15 protein-coding genes are annotated in these 15182 nt (G+C 71.9%); 9 read left to right on the top strand and 6 right to left on the bottom strand.

The genetic code is table 11. The features are described from left to right. The 4 genes from KIP79_RS15525 (at window position 1) to KIP79_RS15510 (ending at window position 2183) form a co-directional block, all read left to right on the top strand. Window positions 1–342, top strand: coding sequence for a DUF3147 family protein (locus KIP79_RS15525; protein WP_214105497.1), 342 nt, complete (start codon window positions 1–3; stop codon window positions 340–342). Further along, the gene (locus KIP79_RS15520) at window positions 339–752 is read left to right on the top strand and encodes a DUF3147 family protein (RefSeq protein WP_214105496.1); all 414 of its coding nucleotides are present in this window, start codon (window positions 339–341) and stop codon (window positions 750–752) included. The genes KIP79_RS15525 and KIP79_RS15520 overlap by 4 nt, the downstream gene beginning before the upstream one ends. A 105-nt stretch (window positions 753–857) precedes the next feature. Then, window positions 858–1604 carry an alpha/beta fold hydrolase gene (locus tag KIP79_RS15515; protein ID WP_214105495.1) on the top strand — a complete coding sequence of 249 codons (747 nt, stop codon included), beginning with the start codon at window positions 858–860 and terminating at the stop codon, window positions 1602–1604. 108 nt (window positions 1605–1712) lie between these two features. Continuing rightward, a complete protein-coding gene (locus KIP79_RS15510; RefSeq protein WP_214105494.1) occupies window positions 1713–2183 on the top strand; it encodes a pyridoxamine 5'-phosphate oxidase family protein in 471 nt (156 codons plus the stop codon). Window positions 2184–2379: 196 nt separating this feature from the next. Here the strand turns inward: KIP79_RS15510 and KIP79_RS15505 are convergent, their stop codons facing one another. After that, window positions 2380–3150 (bottom strand): SDR family NAD(P)-dependent oxidoreductase, encoded by a 771-nt coding sequence (locus tag KIP79_RS15505; protein WP_214105493.1) that lies wholly within the window; start codon window positions 3148–3150, stop codon window positions 2380–2382. Between the two features lie 123 nt (window positions 3151–3273). On the opposite strand from KIP79_RS15505, the gene KIP79_RS15500 reads away from it, so the two are divergent. Next, window positions 3274–3996 (top strand): VOC family protein, encoded by a 723-nt coding sequence (locus KIP79_RS15500; protein ID WP_214105492.1) that lies wholly within the window; start codon window positions 3274–3276, stop codon window positions 3994–3996. Between the two features lie 58 nt (window positions 3997–4054). On the opposite strand, the gene KIP79_RS15495 is transcribed toward KIP79_RS15500, so the two are convergent. After that, window positions 4055–4969, bottom strand: coding sequence for a TIGR03619 family F420-dependent LLM class oxidoreductase (locus tag KIP79_RS15495; protein WP_214105491.1), 915 nt, complete (start codon window positions 4967–4969; stop codon window positions 4055–4057). Window positions 4970–5142: 173 nt separating this feature from the next. On the opposite strand from KIP79_RS15495, the gene KIP79_RS15490 reads away from it, so the two are divergent. Then, entirely contained in the window at window positions 5143–5511 is a 369-nt protein-coding gene (locus KIP79_RS15490) for a YciI family protein (protein WP_214105490.1), read from the top strand. Continuing rightward, entirely contained in the window at window positions 5508–6728 is a 1221-nt protein-coding gene (locus KIP79_RS15485) for an RNA polymerase sigma factor (RefSeq protein ID WP_250213304.1), read from the top strand. The genes KIP79_RS15490 and KIP79_RS15485 overlap by 4 nt, the downstream gene beginning before the upstream one ends. A 16-nt stretch (window positions 6729–6744) precedes the next feature. Here KIP79_RS15485 and KIP79_RS15480 read toward each other — a convergent pair whose 3' ends face one another. The 4 genes from KIP79_RS15480 to KIP79_RS15465 all read right to left on the bottom strand — a co-directional run bounded on the left by KIP79_RS15480 (window position 6745) and on the right by KIP79_RS15465 (window position 10273). Then, window positions 6745–7947, bottom strand: a complete 1203-nt coding sequence (locus KIP79_RS15480) for a cytochrome P450 (protein WP_214105488.1) — start codon at window positions 7945–7947, stop codon at window positions 6745–6747. 29 nt (window positions 7948–7976) lie between these two features. After that, the gene (locus KIP79_RS49445) at window positions 7977–9347 is read right to left on the bottom strand and encodes an NAD(P)/FAD-dependent oxidoreductase (protein WP_214105487.1); all 1371 of its coding nucleotides are present in this window, start codon (window positions 9345–9347) and stop codon (window positions 7977–7979) included. Further along, entirely contained in the window at window positions 9337–9546 is a 210-nt protein-coding gene (locus KIP79_RS15470; RefSeq protein ID WP_214105486.1) for a ferredoxin, read from the bottom strand. The genes KIP79_RS49445 and KIP79_RS15470 overlap by 11 nt, the downstream gene beginning before the upstream one ends. A gap of 142 nt (window positions 9547–9688) precedes the next feature. Next, entirely contained in the window at window positions 9689–10273 is a 585-nt protein-coding gene (locus KIP79_RS15465; RefSeq protein ID WP_308169735.1) for a MarR family winged helix-turn-helix transcriptional regulator, read from the bottom strand. 153 nt (window positions 10274–10426) lie between these two features. Here KIP79_RS15465 and KIP79_RS15460 point away from each other — a divergent pair, with 153 nt between their 5' ends. Next, window positions 10427–13582, top strand: coding sequence for an efflux RND transporter permease subunit (locus tag KIP79_RS15460; protein WP_214105485.1), 3156 nt, complete (start codon window positions 10427–10429; stop codon window positions 13580–13582). Window positions 13583–13752: 170 nt separating this feature from the next. Next, complete coding sequence (gene purB / locus KIP79_RS15455; protein ID WP_214105484.1) at window positions 13753–15177, top strand: adenylosuccinate lyase; 1425 nt, start codon at window positions 13753–13755, stop codon at window positions 15175–15177. The last annotated feature ends 5 nt before the right edge of the window (window positions 15178–15182 follow it).

Below are 15182 nucleotides of genomic sequence, written 5' to 3'. Positions count from 1 at the left end.
ATGAGTCAGGTGTGGTTGATCGTGGCGCGCGGGCTGCTCGGCGGCCTGCTCGTGATGGTCTTCGCCATGGCCGGTGAGACGGTGACGCCCAAGCGGTTCGCCGGCATCTTCGCCGCCGCTCCCGCCGTGGCGCTGGCGGGCATGACGGTCACCGTGCTGGACCAGGGCAGCCGCCCGCTGGCGGAGTCCGCGCTCGGCATGATCGCCGGATCGGTGGCGCTGGTCGCCTACTGCGCGGTGGCCGTGCCCCTGGTGCGCAGCCTGGGCGCCCTGGCGGGCTCGGTGACGGCGCTGGCCGTGTGGGCGGCCGTCGCGGGCGCGGGCTGGGTGCTGATCACATGAGCGCGGGGAACCGGATCCGGGTGCGGCCGTCGAAAATACGGCAGACGCCGGTGCGTGGGCTGGTGGTGCGCTTCGCCTTCGGCGCGCTGGTCTCGGTGATCGCCGGCCTGGTCGGGCTGCACTGGGGGCCGGTGGCCGGGGGAGTGTTCCTGGCCTTTCCCGCCATCCTGGCCGCCACGCTGACCCTCATCGAGGAGGAGGAACATCGGCGTGCGCCCGCCGTCCAGGATGTCCGGGGCGCGGTGCTGGGCGCCGTGGGCATGATCGCCTTCGCGGTGTGCGTCTGGGCGACGGCCACCCGGCTGCCCGTTCCGCTCGTCCTGGGAATCGGCACCGCGGCGTGGGCGGTGATCGCCGCCGTACTGTATCTGGCGTTCGGCCTTCACCGGGGCAATGAGCCGTCCGGCTGACGGATGCGGGGCGTCCGTTTCGGGGGCAGGGGAGCCGCAGCCGGGTCGGTCGTTAAACCGATTGCGGGTGCCTGGGTTGGGCGGGAGCATGACCGGGTGTCTGCGATGAGCCCTTGGTGGGAGGAGGCCGGAGACGGCCCTCCCGTGCTGCTGCTTCATTCCACGGCCGCCGACTCCGGCATGTGGGACCCGCAATGGCCGGAGCTGGCCGGTGCCTTCCGTGTCATTCGCATGGATTTCCGTGGTTACGGCCGGACTCCGTGTGCCGCCGACGGGCCTTTCTCCCATGCGGGGGACGCGGCCGAGCTGCTGGATCGGCTGGGGACCGGGCCGGTGGCGGTGGTCGGGGCCTCCGGTGGTGGTGAGGTCGCCCTTCAGCTGGCCACGCTCCGGCCCGACCTGGTTTCCCGGCTGGTGCTGCTCAACGCCGGCGCCGGGTTGCCGCCCACGCCCGAGCTGGCCGAGTTCGGTGATCAGGAGGATCGGCTGCTGGAGGCGGGCGATCTGGACGGGGCCGTCGAGCTCAACGTACGCACCTGGCTCGGCCCGGAGGCGGCCCCCGAGGCGCACGCCCGCCTGGCTCTCATGCAGCGCAACGCCTTCGAGCTGCAGCTGGCGGCGGCCGAGGACCTGGAGTTCGTCAAACCCGCCATCGATCTGACGGTCATCACCGCACCCACGCTGGTCGTGATCGGCGCCCAGGACCTTCCCTACTTCCGGGAGACCGGGCGTCACCTGGCCCGTGAGCTGGCTTCGGCCGAGCTGCTGGAACTGCCGTGGGCGGGTCACCTGCCGGGCATGGAACGCCCGGAGGAGATCACCCGCCTGCTCCTGGACCGGCTGTCTAATTAATCTACATAGTAAAGCCGCTGGGTTGGGGAAAACCGAATTTTCGGGCAAAACCTCAACCCGGCTCCGAGTGGAGCCGATTTTGTCGGTGGCGGCGGGCACGATGGCGGCATGGCTTCATGGCAGGAGATCGAGAAGGCGGTGCCGGACTTCGCTGCCCGCGTCCTGGCGGTGATGGGCACGGGCAAGCACAAGACCATGGCGACGCTGCGCCGCGACGGTTCGCCGCGCATCAGCGGGACCGAGGTGGAGTTCAAGGACGGGGAGGCGTGGCTGGGCTCCATGCCGGGTGCGATGAAGGCGCTCGACCTGCGGCGGGATCCGCGGATCGCGGTGCACAGCCCGTCCGCCGACCCGCCTGAGAACCCGGACGCCTGGCAGGGGGACGCCAAGCTCGCCGGGCACGTCGTGGAGATCACCGACCCGGAGGTCATCGCCGGATACGGCGGCCCGCCGGGGTCGTCCTTCCATCTGTTCCGCATCGACATCGGTGAAGCCGTGCTCACCCATGTCGAGGGGGACGAACTCGTGATCACCAGCTGGACGCCCGGCCGCGGCCTCCGCGAGATCCGCCGCAAGTAGACCCGCGGCCCCTGGACCCCGTGCGTCCATCGGCTGCCCCCGTCCGGATTCCCCTTCCCCCTTCGAATCCGGACGCGGGGGCGGGCGGCCGATGGACGCATGGTTGGACGCTCGATCTCAGCTCGCGGACACCGCGCTGCTGCGGGGCCGCGAGCACCTCGCGCGGTCGGGGGTCCAATCGATCTCGGCCGCGCGGTCAGGCGACGGAGAAGCCGCCGTCCACGCAGATGGTCTGGCCGGTGATGGCGGCGGAGGCGGGGGAGGCCAGCAGAACGGCGGCGCCGGCGAAGTCGGCGGGCAGGCTGTTGCGGCCGGTCATGGTGCGGGCGGCCATGGCCTCGATGCGGCCGGGGATGGCCTGGGCGGCTTCGGTGAGGGGGGTGAGGACGAAGCCGGGGATGAGGACGTTGCTGGTGACGCCGTACCGGGTCCAGGCTTCGGCCTGGGAGCGGCACAGCCCGCACAGGGCGGCCTTGGCCACGCCGTAGACGCCGCTGTCGCCGAAGGCGCGCAGGGCCTGCTGGGAGCCGATGTTGATGATCCGGCCCCAGCCGCGGTCGGCCATGCGCGGGCCGAAGTGCTGGCCGAGCAGGTAGGGGGCGGTGAGATTGACGGCGATGGTCTGCTCGTAGTCGGCGGGGGTGAGTTCGGCCATCGGGCGGCGGATGTTGTTGGCGGCGTCGTTGACCAGGATGTCGATCTCGCCGAAGTGGCCGGCCGCCTCGGCGGTCACCCGGGTGAGCGCGGCCCGGTCGCCGAGGTCGGCGCTGATGGCCGCCGCGCGTACGCCGTGCCCGCGGAGCCGGTCGGTGGCCTCGGCGAGGGGGCCGGGGCGGCGGGCCACCAGCACCACGGCGGCCCCGGCGCGGCCGAGGGCCTCGGCGATGCCGTATCCGATGCCGGAGCTGCCTCCGGTGACGAGCGCGACCCGGTCGGTGAGCGAGAACAGCTCGGAGAGATATGACATAGCCGGTTATCGTATCGTCCTACCTTTGTCCTACGACAGTATTAAACGTTTGGCGTCGCGGTCCTGCAGCGGGCTAGCGTTCCGCCTGTCGGCACCGGTGAGTCAGCAGATTGGAGACACGGGATGACTGCTCAGCTTGTCGCGCTCTGCTTCGACGCGAACGACCCGCTCCGTGTCGCGCGCTTCTGGGCCGCAGTCCTGGGCTGGGAGACGGCCGACGAACTCCAGGATTCCATCGCGCTCCTGCCGAGCGATGACACCGGGTTCCGGATCCGATTCCTGCCGACCCAGGAGAAGAAGACCGGCCAGAACCTGATCCACTTCGATCTGACGAGCACGTCCCTGGAGGACCAGCAGGAGACGGTGGCGAGGTCGCTCGAACTCGGTGGGCGGCACATCGACATCGGGCAGGACCCGGAAGATGACCACGTGGTGCTCGCCGACCCCGAAGGCAACGAGTTCTGCGTCATCGGGCCGGGCAACGAGTTCCTCGCCGACTGCGGATTCATCGGAGCGCTCTCGTGCGACGGTACGCGGGAGGTCGGGTACTTCTGGAGCGAGGCGCTGAACTGGCCGTTGGTCTGGGACCAGGACCAGGAGACCGCGATCCGCTCACCGCACGGCGGCCCGAAGATCACGTGGGGCGGTCCGCCGCTGATGCCGAAGACCGGGAAGAACAGACTTCACTTCGACCTCGCCCCACCTGAGCTCGGTGACCAGCAAGCGGAGGTCGACCGTCTCATCTCCCTCGGAGCGACCCGAATCGACAGCGACCGGCCCGGGGCCGGCCGGGTGCTGATGGCAGACCCGGACGGCAATGAGTTCTGTGTGCTGACCCCCCGATAGCGTGACCTGGGCCCGCTGGTCGCCAGGCCCTCCACGCGGCGCGCCTAAGGGGGCGGTTCTACGGCGTGGCCGAGGGCGTCGGCAGATCAAGCTTCGCCGCGAGCCCTTCCAGCAGTTCGACCTGCTGCTGCGGGTGGGCGGGCAGGAGGTGGAGCGCGATGTGCATTTCGTCGGCGCCCACGGCCGCGGTCCGGTCGAGGTCGTTCAGTACGGCGTCGGTGAAGGCGGCGGGGGAGACCGGCGTGCCGGGAGGGGCCGGGATGACGTTCACCACGACGGCGCCGACGCCGCCTGCGTCGCGATACCAGCGCACCTGCGTGCGGGTCTCGTCCCAGTCGACGGCGACGGTGATGAAGCCGTCCCCGACGCGGGCGGCCCGTTCGATGGTGGGACGGGTGATCGCGCCGATGAACAGGGGGATGGTGTCCCCCCACGGCTTGGGACCGACCATGGACCGCGGGATCTGGTAGTGCTTGCCGCGGAACTCGACGGGGTCGGGAGCCCAGCAGGCCCGCATCGCGGCCGTGTGCTCGACGAACCCCGCCCCCCTGCGACCGGCGGGCACCCCGGCCGCGATGAACTCCTCAGGGATGTAGAACGGCGGCTGCCGGGTGCCGCCGCCCTGCCCGATGCCGACGTCCAGCCGTCCCCGGGACAGCCGGTCGAGCGTGGCCAGCCTGCGGGCCAGCACGACAGGCGAGTGGAAGATCGTGTTCAGGACGCCGGTGGCCACGCGGATCCGCCGCGTGTGCGCGGCCGCCCAGGTCAGCAGCTCCAGCGACTCCCAGACGTGGGATTCTGGCAGGCCCGCGTCGTTGCTCCAGTCCGGCCCGGCGGGGATGAGCAGCCGGTCGCTGGCGGACACGGCGTGGAATCCGAGCCGCTCGGCCGCCTGGGCCACGGCGACGACGGCGTCGGGCCCGGCGTACGGGCCGACGTGCGGCAGGCTGACGCCGATGCGCGGAAGGTGCATTCCTCTACTCCAGGGCTGTCGGGGCGGAACGCCCAGGTCAGGCGTCCCTTCGGGAAGAAGGTCGGAGCCGCGGGGAGATATTTGCGGCCTGGGACCGCAAGAATGCGGCCCGGGCTCCGACTCCATGGCGGACGGCGCCTCCGGGCTGCCGGCCTCCGACCGAAGGAGACCACATGAAGTTCTTGTTGATCATGCATAACAACCCGCTGATCTGGGATGCCCTGACCGAACAGGAGCGTAACGAGGTGATGACCGGCCACGGCGCGTTCATGGAGACCGTCACGAAGTCCGGGGAGATGGTCGGCACCGTCGCGCTGGCCGGCCCGTCGCAGAGCGCAGTGGTCCGGATCCGGGACGGCGTCCCGGCGGTGACGGACGGCCCCTACCTTGAGGCCAAGGAGTACCTGGGTGGCTACTACCTGGTGGAATGCGACAGCAGGGAGCGTGCCCTGGAACTGGCCGCGCTCATTCCGGACGCCGGCGTCCAGGGCCTCGGCGTCGAGGTGCGGCCGGTGGTCTTCGCGGGGACGGCCGACGGCTGAGCGCGTCCGAACGCCTGGGGGACCTGCTGCGCGACCTGGCGCCGCAGGTCCTCGGCGTGCTCCTGCGCCGCCACGGCGGGTTCGAGGAGTGCGAGGACGCGGTGCAGGAGGCGTTGCTCGCCGCGGCGCTGCGCTGGCCCGCCGAGGGCGTCCCGGAAAGCCCGCGGGCCTGGCTGGTCACCGTCGCCTCCCGCCGCCTGGTCGATCAGGTACGCAGCGAGCGGGCCCGCCGCCGCCGCGAGATCACCGTGGCGGCACGGGAGGGGCAGGGCGGCGAAAGCCCGGGCGACCGGGACGACACGCTCGCGCTGCTGTTCCTGTGCTGCCATCCGGTGCTGACGCCCGCCGCCCAGGTGGCGCTCACGCTGCGCGCCGTCGGCGGGCTCACCACCGCCGAGGTGGCGCGGGCGTTCCTGGTGCCGGAGGCCACCATGGCGCCGCGGATCAGCCGTGCCAAGCAGCGGATCAGATCCGCCGGCGCGTCGTTCGCCATGCCGGCCGCCCAGGAGTGGGCCGGACGCCTGGACGCCGTGCTGCACGTGCTCTACCTGATCTTCAACGAGGGCTACACCGCCAGTTCAGGACCGGACCTGCACCGCGGCGAGCTCACCGCGGAGGCGATCCGGCTCACCCGCGTACTGCACCGGTCCCTGCCCGGCGACGGTGAGTGCGCCGGGCTGCTGGCGCTGATGCTGCTCACCGACGCCCGCCGCGCGGCCCGCACCGGCCCGGACGGCGCCCTGGTACCGCTGGCCGAGCAGCGCCGCGACCGGTGGGACGCCGCCATGATCGAAGAGGGCACGGCGCTGGTCACCGCCGCCATGGCCGTCTCACCCCTCGGCCCGTACCAGCTCCAGGCGGCGATCGCCGCGCTGCACGTTCAGGCGCCGCGGGCCGAGGACACCGACTGGGAACAGATCCGCATCCTGTACGCGATCCTCACCCGGATCGCGCCGAACCCGATGGCCACGCTCAATCACGCCGTCGCGGTCGCGATGACCCGCGGGCCTCAGGCCGGACTCGTCCTGCTGGCAAGCCTGGACGGCGACCCCCGGATCGCCCGCCACCACCGCCTGCACGCCGTCCGCGCCCACCTGCAGGAGCTGGCCGGCGAGTACGCCGCCGCGCGGGAGAACTACCGGCTGGCGGCCCGGCGCACCACGAGCCTGCCCGAGCAGCGCTACCTGCGGGACAGGGCGGGCAGGCTGGACCGGTAGCGGCCGGCGAGGACGGTCACAGTTCGATGGGGAGGTGGCGGGGCCCGCGCAGCATGGCGCCGCGCCGGTAGGGCGGCGGGTCCTGGACCAGGGTCGCGCCGACCAGGCGGGGGAGCAGCGCGCCGAGCGCGGTCTGGGCTTCGATCCGGGCCAGCGGCGCGCCGTAACAGTGGTGGACGCCGCTGCCGAAGCCGAGATGCTGGTTGTCGGTGCGGGCGGGATCGAACCGCTCGGGGTCGTGGAACCGCTTCGGATCGCGGTTGCCCGCCGCCAGCACCAGGATCAGGGGCACGCCCTTGGGCACGGTGGTGCCGGCGACCTCGATGTTCGCCAGGGGAGTGCGCTGCCGCAGATGGACCGGGGGCTCGTAGCGCAGCAGCTCCTCCACCGCCCCGGGAAGCAAGCCGGGTTCCCGGCGCAGCCGCTCCAGCTGGTCGCGATGGCGCAGCAGGGTGAGCACCCCGTTGGCGATCAGGTTGACCGTGGTCTCGTGCCCGGCCACGAGCAGCAGCACCCCGGTGGCCGCCAGTTCCTCGCGGGTGAGCCGCCCGGCCGGGTCCGGCTCGTTGACGAACGCCGAGAGCATGTCGTCGCCGGGGTGGCCGCGCCGCCGCTCGGCCAGGTCCACCAGGTACCGGCCCATCTCCGTCAGGGCCTGGCCACCGGCGCGCTGCCGCTCGGCGGGATCCTCCCCGGCCTTGATGTCGGCGAAATCGATGATCGCGGCCGACCACTCCCGGAAGACCGGCTCGTCCTCGCGGGGGACGCCGAGCAGCCGGCAGATGACGGTCACGGGCAGCGGGTAGGCGAAGTCCTCGACGATGTCGATCCGGCTGCGGCCGGCCAGCCCCTCGATCAGTTCCTCGGTGATCTGAGCGATCTGGCCGCGCATGGCGTCCAGCCGGCCGGGGCTGTGCGGCGGGCCGAACGGCCGCATGGCCAGGCCGCGCAGCCGGTGGTGAGCGGGGTCGTCGAGCCGGATGAAGGAGATCTGCTCCTCCGGCTGGACCAGGGCGCGGTAGGGGGCGGCGATGTTGCGGGGATCGGAGCTGATCCGCGGGTCGTGCAGCAGGGCCACGATGTCGTGGTAGGCGCCGACCAGGTAGCCGCCGCCGGCCTGCCGCGCCACCCCCGCCGCGCGGAGTTCCGCGTACAGCGGGTAGGGGTCGGGACGGCTGGCGTAGTCGGTGATCCGCTCCAGCAGGCTGTCGACGGCCATGCGGGCTCCTCGGGAAGGGACGGCAGGGGTCAGCCGGCGGGCCGCACCACCGACAGCCGTCGGTCGGGCAGGTGTCCGGTGAGCGCGACGGTGGGACCGTGGCAGAGGCCTCGGGGGTCCGGCACGTTGGAGGGGACCGGGAAGTCGGCCACCAGCGGGCGGGCGTCGGCCGCGCCGGGCCCGGGCGGGAACGGGGCCGCGGTTTCGATCAGGCCCTGGTAGTGCTCCAGCCATTTGGCCATGTTCACGGTGACCGCGGCGGTGATCCGGCCGCGGTAGCCGTACACGGCCACCAGGCGGCCTTCGGCGATCGAGCCCTGGGCGATGAGCACCTGGTCGGAGAAGGTGGGCACGCCCACGGACTTGATGTTGAGCCCGAACTGGCTGGACCAGAAGACCGGGACCGCCAGGTGCGGGCGCCGTGACGGCCCCGGGCTGACCATGTTGTGGGCCGCGACCTCGGCCTGGGCGACCGCGTTGCCCCAGTGTTCCAGGGAGAGCATCTGGTACTCGAACAGCGGGTGCGGGAAGCGGGCGACGTCGCCGGCCACGAAGACGTCGTCGGTGACGATGCCGTACTGGTCGAAGACGCGGCAGCCGGCGTCGCAGGCGAGTCCGCGCGGGCCGGCGGCCAGGCCGGAGTCGGCCAGCCATTCGGTGTTTCGGACCGCCCCCATGGCGATGACGCACACGTCGGCCTCGAGGTGGCTGCCGTCGGACAGGTCGGCGCCGGTGAAGCGGCCGTCGCCGCGCAGGGCGGTGACCGTCACCCCGCAGCGCAGGTCCACGCCGTGGGCGCGCTGCAGGCCGGCCGCGAGCTGGGACAGCGTCCCGCCGAGCGCGCCCACCAGCGGCGCGGGGCCGCGTTCGGCGACCGTGACCTCGATGCCCAGTTCCCGGCAGGCCGAGGCGATCTCCGAGCCGGTGAAACCGGCGCCGATCACCAGGACCCGGCGCGGCCCGGCGGCCAGGCGTTCGGCCAGGTGGGCGGCGTCGTCGCTGGTGCGCAGGGTGAGCACGCCGTCCAGGGCGGCCTGGGCCTGGTCGGGCCAGGGCCGCGCCCGTGTCCCGGTGGCGATCAGCAGCCGGTCGTAGGGGAGGGGTTCGCCGTCGGCCAGCAGGACCCGCTTGCCGATCGGGTCCAGTCCGGTGGCGCGTACGCCGAGCCGCCAGTCGGCGTCCGGGTCGCGGCGGGCCGGCAGCGCGGTGGCGTGCGCGGCCACCCGGCCGAGCAGGACCTGTTTGGACAGCGGCGGGCGGTCGTAGGGCGGATGGGGCTCGTCCCCGACCACGGTCAGCGAGCCGGTGAAGCCCGCCTCGCGCAGCGTCTCGGCCGCCCGCAGCCCGGCCAGCGACGCCCCGACGATGACGATGCGGCCCTGACGAAGGTCACCGGGCACCGGTGTTCACCTGTTCGCCCACGAGGATGGCCTGGACGGGGCAGGCGGCCGCGGCCTGGCGTACGCGGTCGAGCTGACCGTCGGGGACGGCCGGGTCGTACCGCAACGCCTCCTCCCCGTGGAGTTCGAACACCTGCGGCGCGAGGAACACGCACTGCGCGTAGCCCTGGCAGCGGGTGAGGTCCACGACGATCCGCATGCCACGCCACTCCCTCCCGTCACCCCTGCGGGGACGGTCAGAGTGGTCCCCGGGACCACCCTCGCCTATCTCGTCCCCGCCGCCGTGGCGCCAGGCCGGGCGGTTGCCCCAGCCCAGACGGTTCGTTGGCCGGAAGGAGGGGTCAGGGCGCGCAGGGGGTGTGGTCCTTGGCGTGGAGGTCGGCCATGAGCTCCGTCAGCCGGCCCATGACGCGTTCCAGGTCGCGCAGGGTCTCCAGGTCCAGGTGGGCGAGCAGGTCGCGCCAGGTGCTGGCGCCGGCGTCCAGGATCTGGGCGGCCAGGTCGCGCCCGGCGGGGGTGAGCTCCACCCGGCGCACGCGCCGGTCGGTGGGGTCCTCCCGGCGGCTGGCCAGGCCGCGGGCGACCACCCGGTCGACGATGCCGGTCATGGTGGCCAGGCCGATGCCCAGTTCGCGGGCCAGGTCCTGCCCGGAGGCCGAGCCGAGAAAGGATAGTGACATCACCACCTTGAGTTGCTGCATGGTGAGGGTTGTGGCCAGCAGGGGCATCGAGCGGTCGCGGGCCAGGAAGCGGCCCAGCCCGCGCTGGCTCTCGGCCAGCCGGTCGATCAGCAGCGTCCGTTCGGAATCCTCCGTTGTCCCGCCGGGGTTCCGGCGCTCGGCGGTATCGTTTCCGGCCTGGTTGTTTCCCGCGCTGGTTCCCGCGCCGGGGCTGGTGCCCGGCCGTTCGCCTGTCTGGTCGCTCACGCTCACCTCTCGCAACCTGAGAAGGTTATCAGGAACGCAAGGTGACGTTAAATATTTGTGCAACGCGAAGTGTTAGAGTGGGGCGAACATCTGACTCCGGACCACCGACCCCCCCGGATCCAACGACCACGGCACCCCGAGGAGCCCGCCCCCATGACGTCCCTGGCCAGGCTGAGCCTCGCCAACCGCAGTCTCGTGATCATGATTGCGGTGGTGCTCGGCGCCTTCGGCGTGTTCGCCATCCCGTCGCTGAAACAACAGCTCCTGCCCTCCCTGGAGTTCCCGGGCGCCTTCGTCATCGCCGCCTACCCCGGCGCGGCCCCCGAGATCGTCGAGGAACAGGTCACCAAGCCGATCGAGAACAGCTTCCAGGGCATCGCGGGCGTCACCGAGGTCACCTCCACCTCCAAGGAGGGCCTGGCCCAGATCCAGGTCGCCTTCGAGTACGGCACCGACATCGACCAGGCCGTCGGCAAGATGCAGCAGTCGGTCTCCCGGATCAGCGGCCAGCTCCCCGACGGGGTCGACCCGCAGGTCCTGGCCGGCAGCACCGACGACATCCCGGTCATGGTGATCGCGGTCAGCGACGGCGGCGACTCGCACGCCATGGCCGACAAGCTGGAACGCATCATGGTGCCCGCCGTGCAGGGCGTGCCGGGGGTGCGCGAGGCCCAGGTCACCGGCAACCGCGAGAAGCAGGTCGTGATCACCCCGGACACGGCCAAGATGGCCCGCCTCGGCCTGTCCCCGGCCGCCATCCCCGACCTGCTGCGCGCCAACGGCGTGGCCATCCCGGCCGGCGCCCTGGAGGACGACGGCAAGAACCTCACCGTGCAGGTCGGCGACCGGATCGCCGGGGTGGACGACCTCAAGGGCCTCTACCTGACGCCCGCCGCCCCGGCCGCCGCGCGGCCCGGCCAGGCCCCCGCCGCGCCCAAGCCGGTCGAACTCGGCGACGTCGCCGACATCGAGGTCCGCGACGCCGACGCCACCACGCTGACCCGCACCAACGGCAAGCCGAGCCTGGGGGTGTCCATCACCATGACCCCCGACGGCAACGCCGTGCAGATCTCCCACGACGTGCGCGCCCAGGAGGAGGAGCTGACCCGCCAGCTCGGCGCCGGCGCCGAGCTCACCGTCGTCTTCGACCAGGCCCCCTACGTCGAGCGCTCGATCGAGGACCTGACCACCGAGGGCCTGCTCGGCCTGACCTTCGCCGTCCTGATCATCCTGATCTTCCTGCTGTCCATCCGCTCCACCATCGTCACCGCCGTCTCCATCCCGCTGTCGGTGGTGATCGCGCTGATCGCGCTGTGGGCCGGCGACTACTCCCTCAACCTGCTCACCCTCGGCGCGCTGACCATCGCGGTCGGCCGGGTGGTGGACGACTCGATCGTCGTCCTGGAGAACATCAAGCGCCACCTCGGGTACGGCGAGGAGAAGCGGCAGGCCATCCTCACCTCGGTGCGCGAGGTGGCCGGGGCGGTGACCGCCTCCACGCTGACCACGGTGGCGGTGTTCCTGCCCATCGCCTTCGTCGGCGGCATGGTGGGCCAGCTGTTCAGCCCGTTCGCGATCACCGTCACGGTCGCGCTGCTGGCCTCCCTGCTGGTCTCCCTCACCGTCATCCCGGTGCTGGCGTACTGGTTCCTCAAAGCACCCAAACTCACCCCCGAACAGGCGCAGGCCGTACGGGAGGAGGCCGAGCGCAAGGAACTGCGCTCGCCGCTGCAGCGCGCCTACCTGCCGGTGCTGCGCTTCGCCACCCGGCGGCGGCTGGTCACCCTGCTCATCGGCCTGGCCGTGTTCGCCGGGACGATGGCGCTGGTGCCCAACCTGAAGACCAACTTCCTGGACTCCTCCGGCCAGGACACCATCCAGCTCAGCCAGCGCATGCCGGTCGGCACCAACCTGGAGACCACCGACGCCGCCGCGGCCAAGGTCGAGGCCGTGCTGAACGCCGACCCCGGCGTCTCCTCCTACCAGGTCACCGTGGGCGGCGGCGGCCAGTTCATGGGCGGCGCGGGCGGCAGCGCCGACCGGGCCAGCTTCTCGGTCACCGTGGCCGAGGACGCCGACACCCCGGCGGTGGAGGCCCGGCTGCGCGAGCGCCTGGCCGTACTGGACGCGGGGGAGGTGACCGTCGGCGAGGGCGGCGGCGGCTTCAACAGCGACCAGCTCCAGATCATCCTGCAGGGCGCCGACAGCGCCGAGCTGAAGACCGCCGCCACCACGGTGGCCGCCGCCCTGGAAGGCATGTCCGGGCTGCGTGACGTCGGCTCCAACCTGGAGGACAGCGCCCCCCGCGTGGAGGTGCACGTCGACCGGGAGAAGGCGGCCGCCCGCGGCCTGACCGAGGCCGGGATCGGCCAGCTGGTGGCGCAGGCCTTCCGCGGCGCCCCGGTCGGCTCCATCGACCTGGACGGCCGCTCCAGCGACATCGTGCTGCGCACCGGCGACGCCCCGGAGGACCTGAAGGCGGTGCGGGACCTGGTCCTGCCGACCGCCACCGGGGCGGTGAAGCTGTCGCAGGTGGCCGAGGTGAAGCAGGCCGGCGGCCCCACCCAGATCAGCCGCCTGGACGGGGAGCGCACCGCCACCGTCTCCGGCCGGGCCGACGCCGCCGACCTGGGCGCCATCACCACCGCGGTGACCCAGAAGATGGACGGCCTGACCCTGCCGCCGAGCGTGCGCTGGCAGATCGGCGGGGCCAGCGCCGACCAGGAGGAGGCCTTCGCCGACCTGGGGCTGGCCATGCTGCTGGCCATCGCCATCGTCTTCATGATCATGGTGGCGACGTTCCGCAGCTTCGTGCAGCCGCTCATCCTGCTGGTGTCCATCCCGTTCGCGGCCACCGGCGCGATCGGCCTGCTGCTGGTCACCGACACCGCGCTGGGCGTGCCGGCCCTGATCGGCATGCTGATGCTGATCGGCATCGTGGTCACCAACGCGATCGTGCTCATCGACCTGATCAACCAGTATCGGGAGCAGGGCATGGGCGTGGTGGAGGCGGTCCTGGAGGGCGGCCGCCGCCGGGTGCGGCCGATCCTGATGACCGCGCTGGCCACCATCGGCGCGCTGACCCCCATGGCGGTGGGCCTGACCGGTTCCGGCGGGTTCATCTCCCAGGCGCTGGCCATCGTGGTGATCGGGGGACTGATCTCCTCGACGCTGCTCACCCTGGTGCTGGTGCCGACCCTGTACACGATGGTCGAACGCACCAAGGAGCGGTTCCGCCGCACCCCGAAGCACGAGGCGAACCGTGAGGTGAAGGTGTACGAGGAGGGGACGCTCACCCCCTCCCGCTGACGGGACGCTTGTGACAGGCCGCCCGCTTCCGGAGATTTCCGGGGGCGGGCGGCCTTCTCTCACGCCATTGATCTACTTTGTAAAGCCGCCTGGTGGTTGCACGCCGCTCCACACCCACACAACAAACCCTCACCGAGGGAGGACCCCGGCACCGGATAGGCTGGGGCAACGTGACTGTGAAGGCGCGTATTCCCAACGTTCTGGCCGCCCGCTACGCCTCCGCCGAGCTGGCGCGGCTCTGGTCCCCGGAGCACAAGGTCGTCCTGGAACGCAGGCTCTGGCTGGCGGTCCTGAAGGCCCAGGCCGACCAGGGCCTGACGGTGCCGGAAGGGGCGATCGGCGACTACGAGAAGGTGGTCGACCAGGTCGACCTGGACTCGATCGCGGCCCGTGAGCGGATCTCCCGGCACGACGTGAAGGCACGGATCGAGGAGTTCAACGCGCTGGCCGGGCACGAGCAGGTCCACAAGGGCATGACCTCGAGGGACCTGACCGAGAACGTGGAGCAGCTGCAGATCCGCGACAGCCTGCTGCTGGTACGCGACCGGGTGGTGGCGCTGCTGGCGCAGCTGGCCCGGCTGGCGGCCGAGCACGCCGGTACGGTCATGGCCGGCCGCTCCCACAACGTCGCCGCGCAGGCCACCACGCTGGGCAAACGGTTCGCCTCGGCCGCCGACGAGCTGCTGGTGGCCTACGGGCGGCTGGAGGAGCTGATCGCCCGCTATCCGCTGCGCGGGATCAAGGGTCCGGTGGGGACGGCGCAGGACATGCTGGACCTGCTGGGAGCGGAGCGGCTGGCGGAGCTGGAGGACCGGGTGGCGGCCCATCTGGGGTTCGCGCGGCGGCTGACCAGCGTGGGGCAGGTGTATCCGCGGTCGCTGGACTTCGAGGTGGTGACGGCGCTGGTGCAGCTGGCGGCGGCGCCGTCGTCGCTGGCCAAGACGATCCGGTTGATGGCGGGGCACGAGCTGGTGACCGAGGGGTTCCAGGAGGGCCAGGTCGGTTCGTCGGCGATGCCGCACAAGATGAACACGCGCTCGTGTGAGCGGGTGAACGGGCTGACGGTGGTGTTGCGCGGGTACGCGTCGATGGTGGGGGAGCTGGCGGGGGATCAGTGGAACGAGGGGGATGTGTCGTGTTCGGTGGTGCGGCGGGTGGCGTTGCCGGACGCGTTCTTCGCCTTCGACGGGCTGGTGGAGACGATGCTGACGGTGCTGGGGGAGTTCGGGGCGTTCCCGGCGGTGATCGAGGCGGAGCTTGATCGGTATCTGCCGTTCCTGGCGACGACCAAGATGCTGATGGCGGCGGTGCGGGCGGGGGTGGGCCGGGAGAGCGGCCATGAGCTGATCAAGGAGCATGCGGTGGCGGCGGCGCTGGCGATGCGGGCGCGCGGGTCGGCCAACGATCTGGTGGAGCGGCTGGCGGGGGATGCGCGGTTCCCGCTGGACCGTACGGCGCTGGAGGGGCTGCTGGCGGATCGGCTGTCGTTCACCGGCGCGGCGGAGGCGCAGGTGGCGTCGGTGGTGGCGCGGGTGGCGGAAGTCGTGGCGCGCCATCCGGAGGCGGCGTCCTACCGCCCTGCGGCGATCTTGTAGCTGGG

Origin of the sequence: Acrocarpospora catenulata (assembly GCF_018476525.1) — a bacterium.
GTDB classification, from domain to species: Bacteria; Actinomycetota; Actinomycetes; order Streptosporangiales; family Streptosporangiaceae; genus Acrocarpospora; species Acrocarpospora catenulata.
This window is presented reverse-complemented; position numbering and strand designations above follow the sequence as displayed.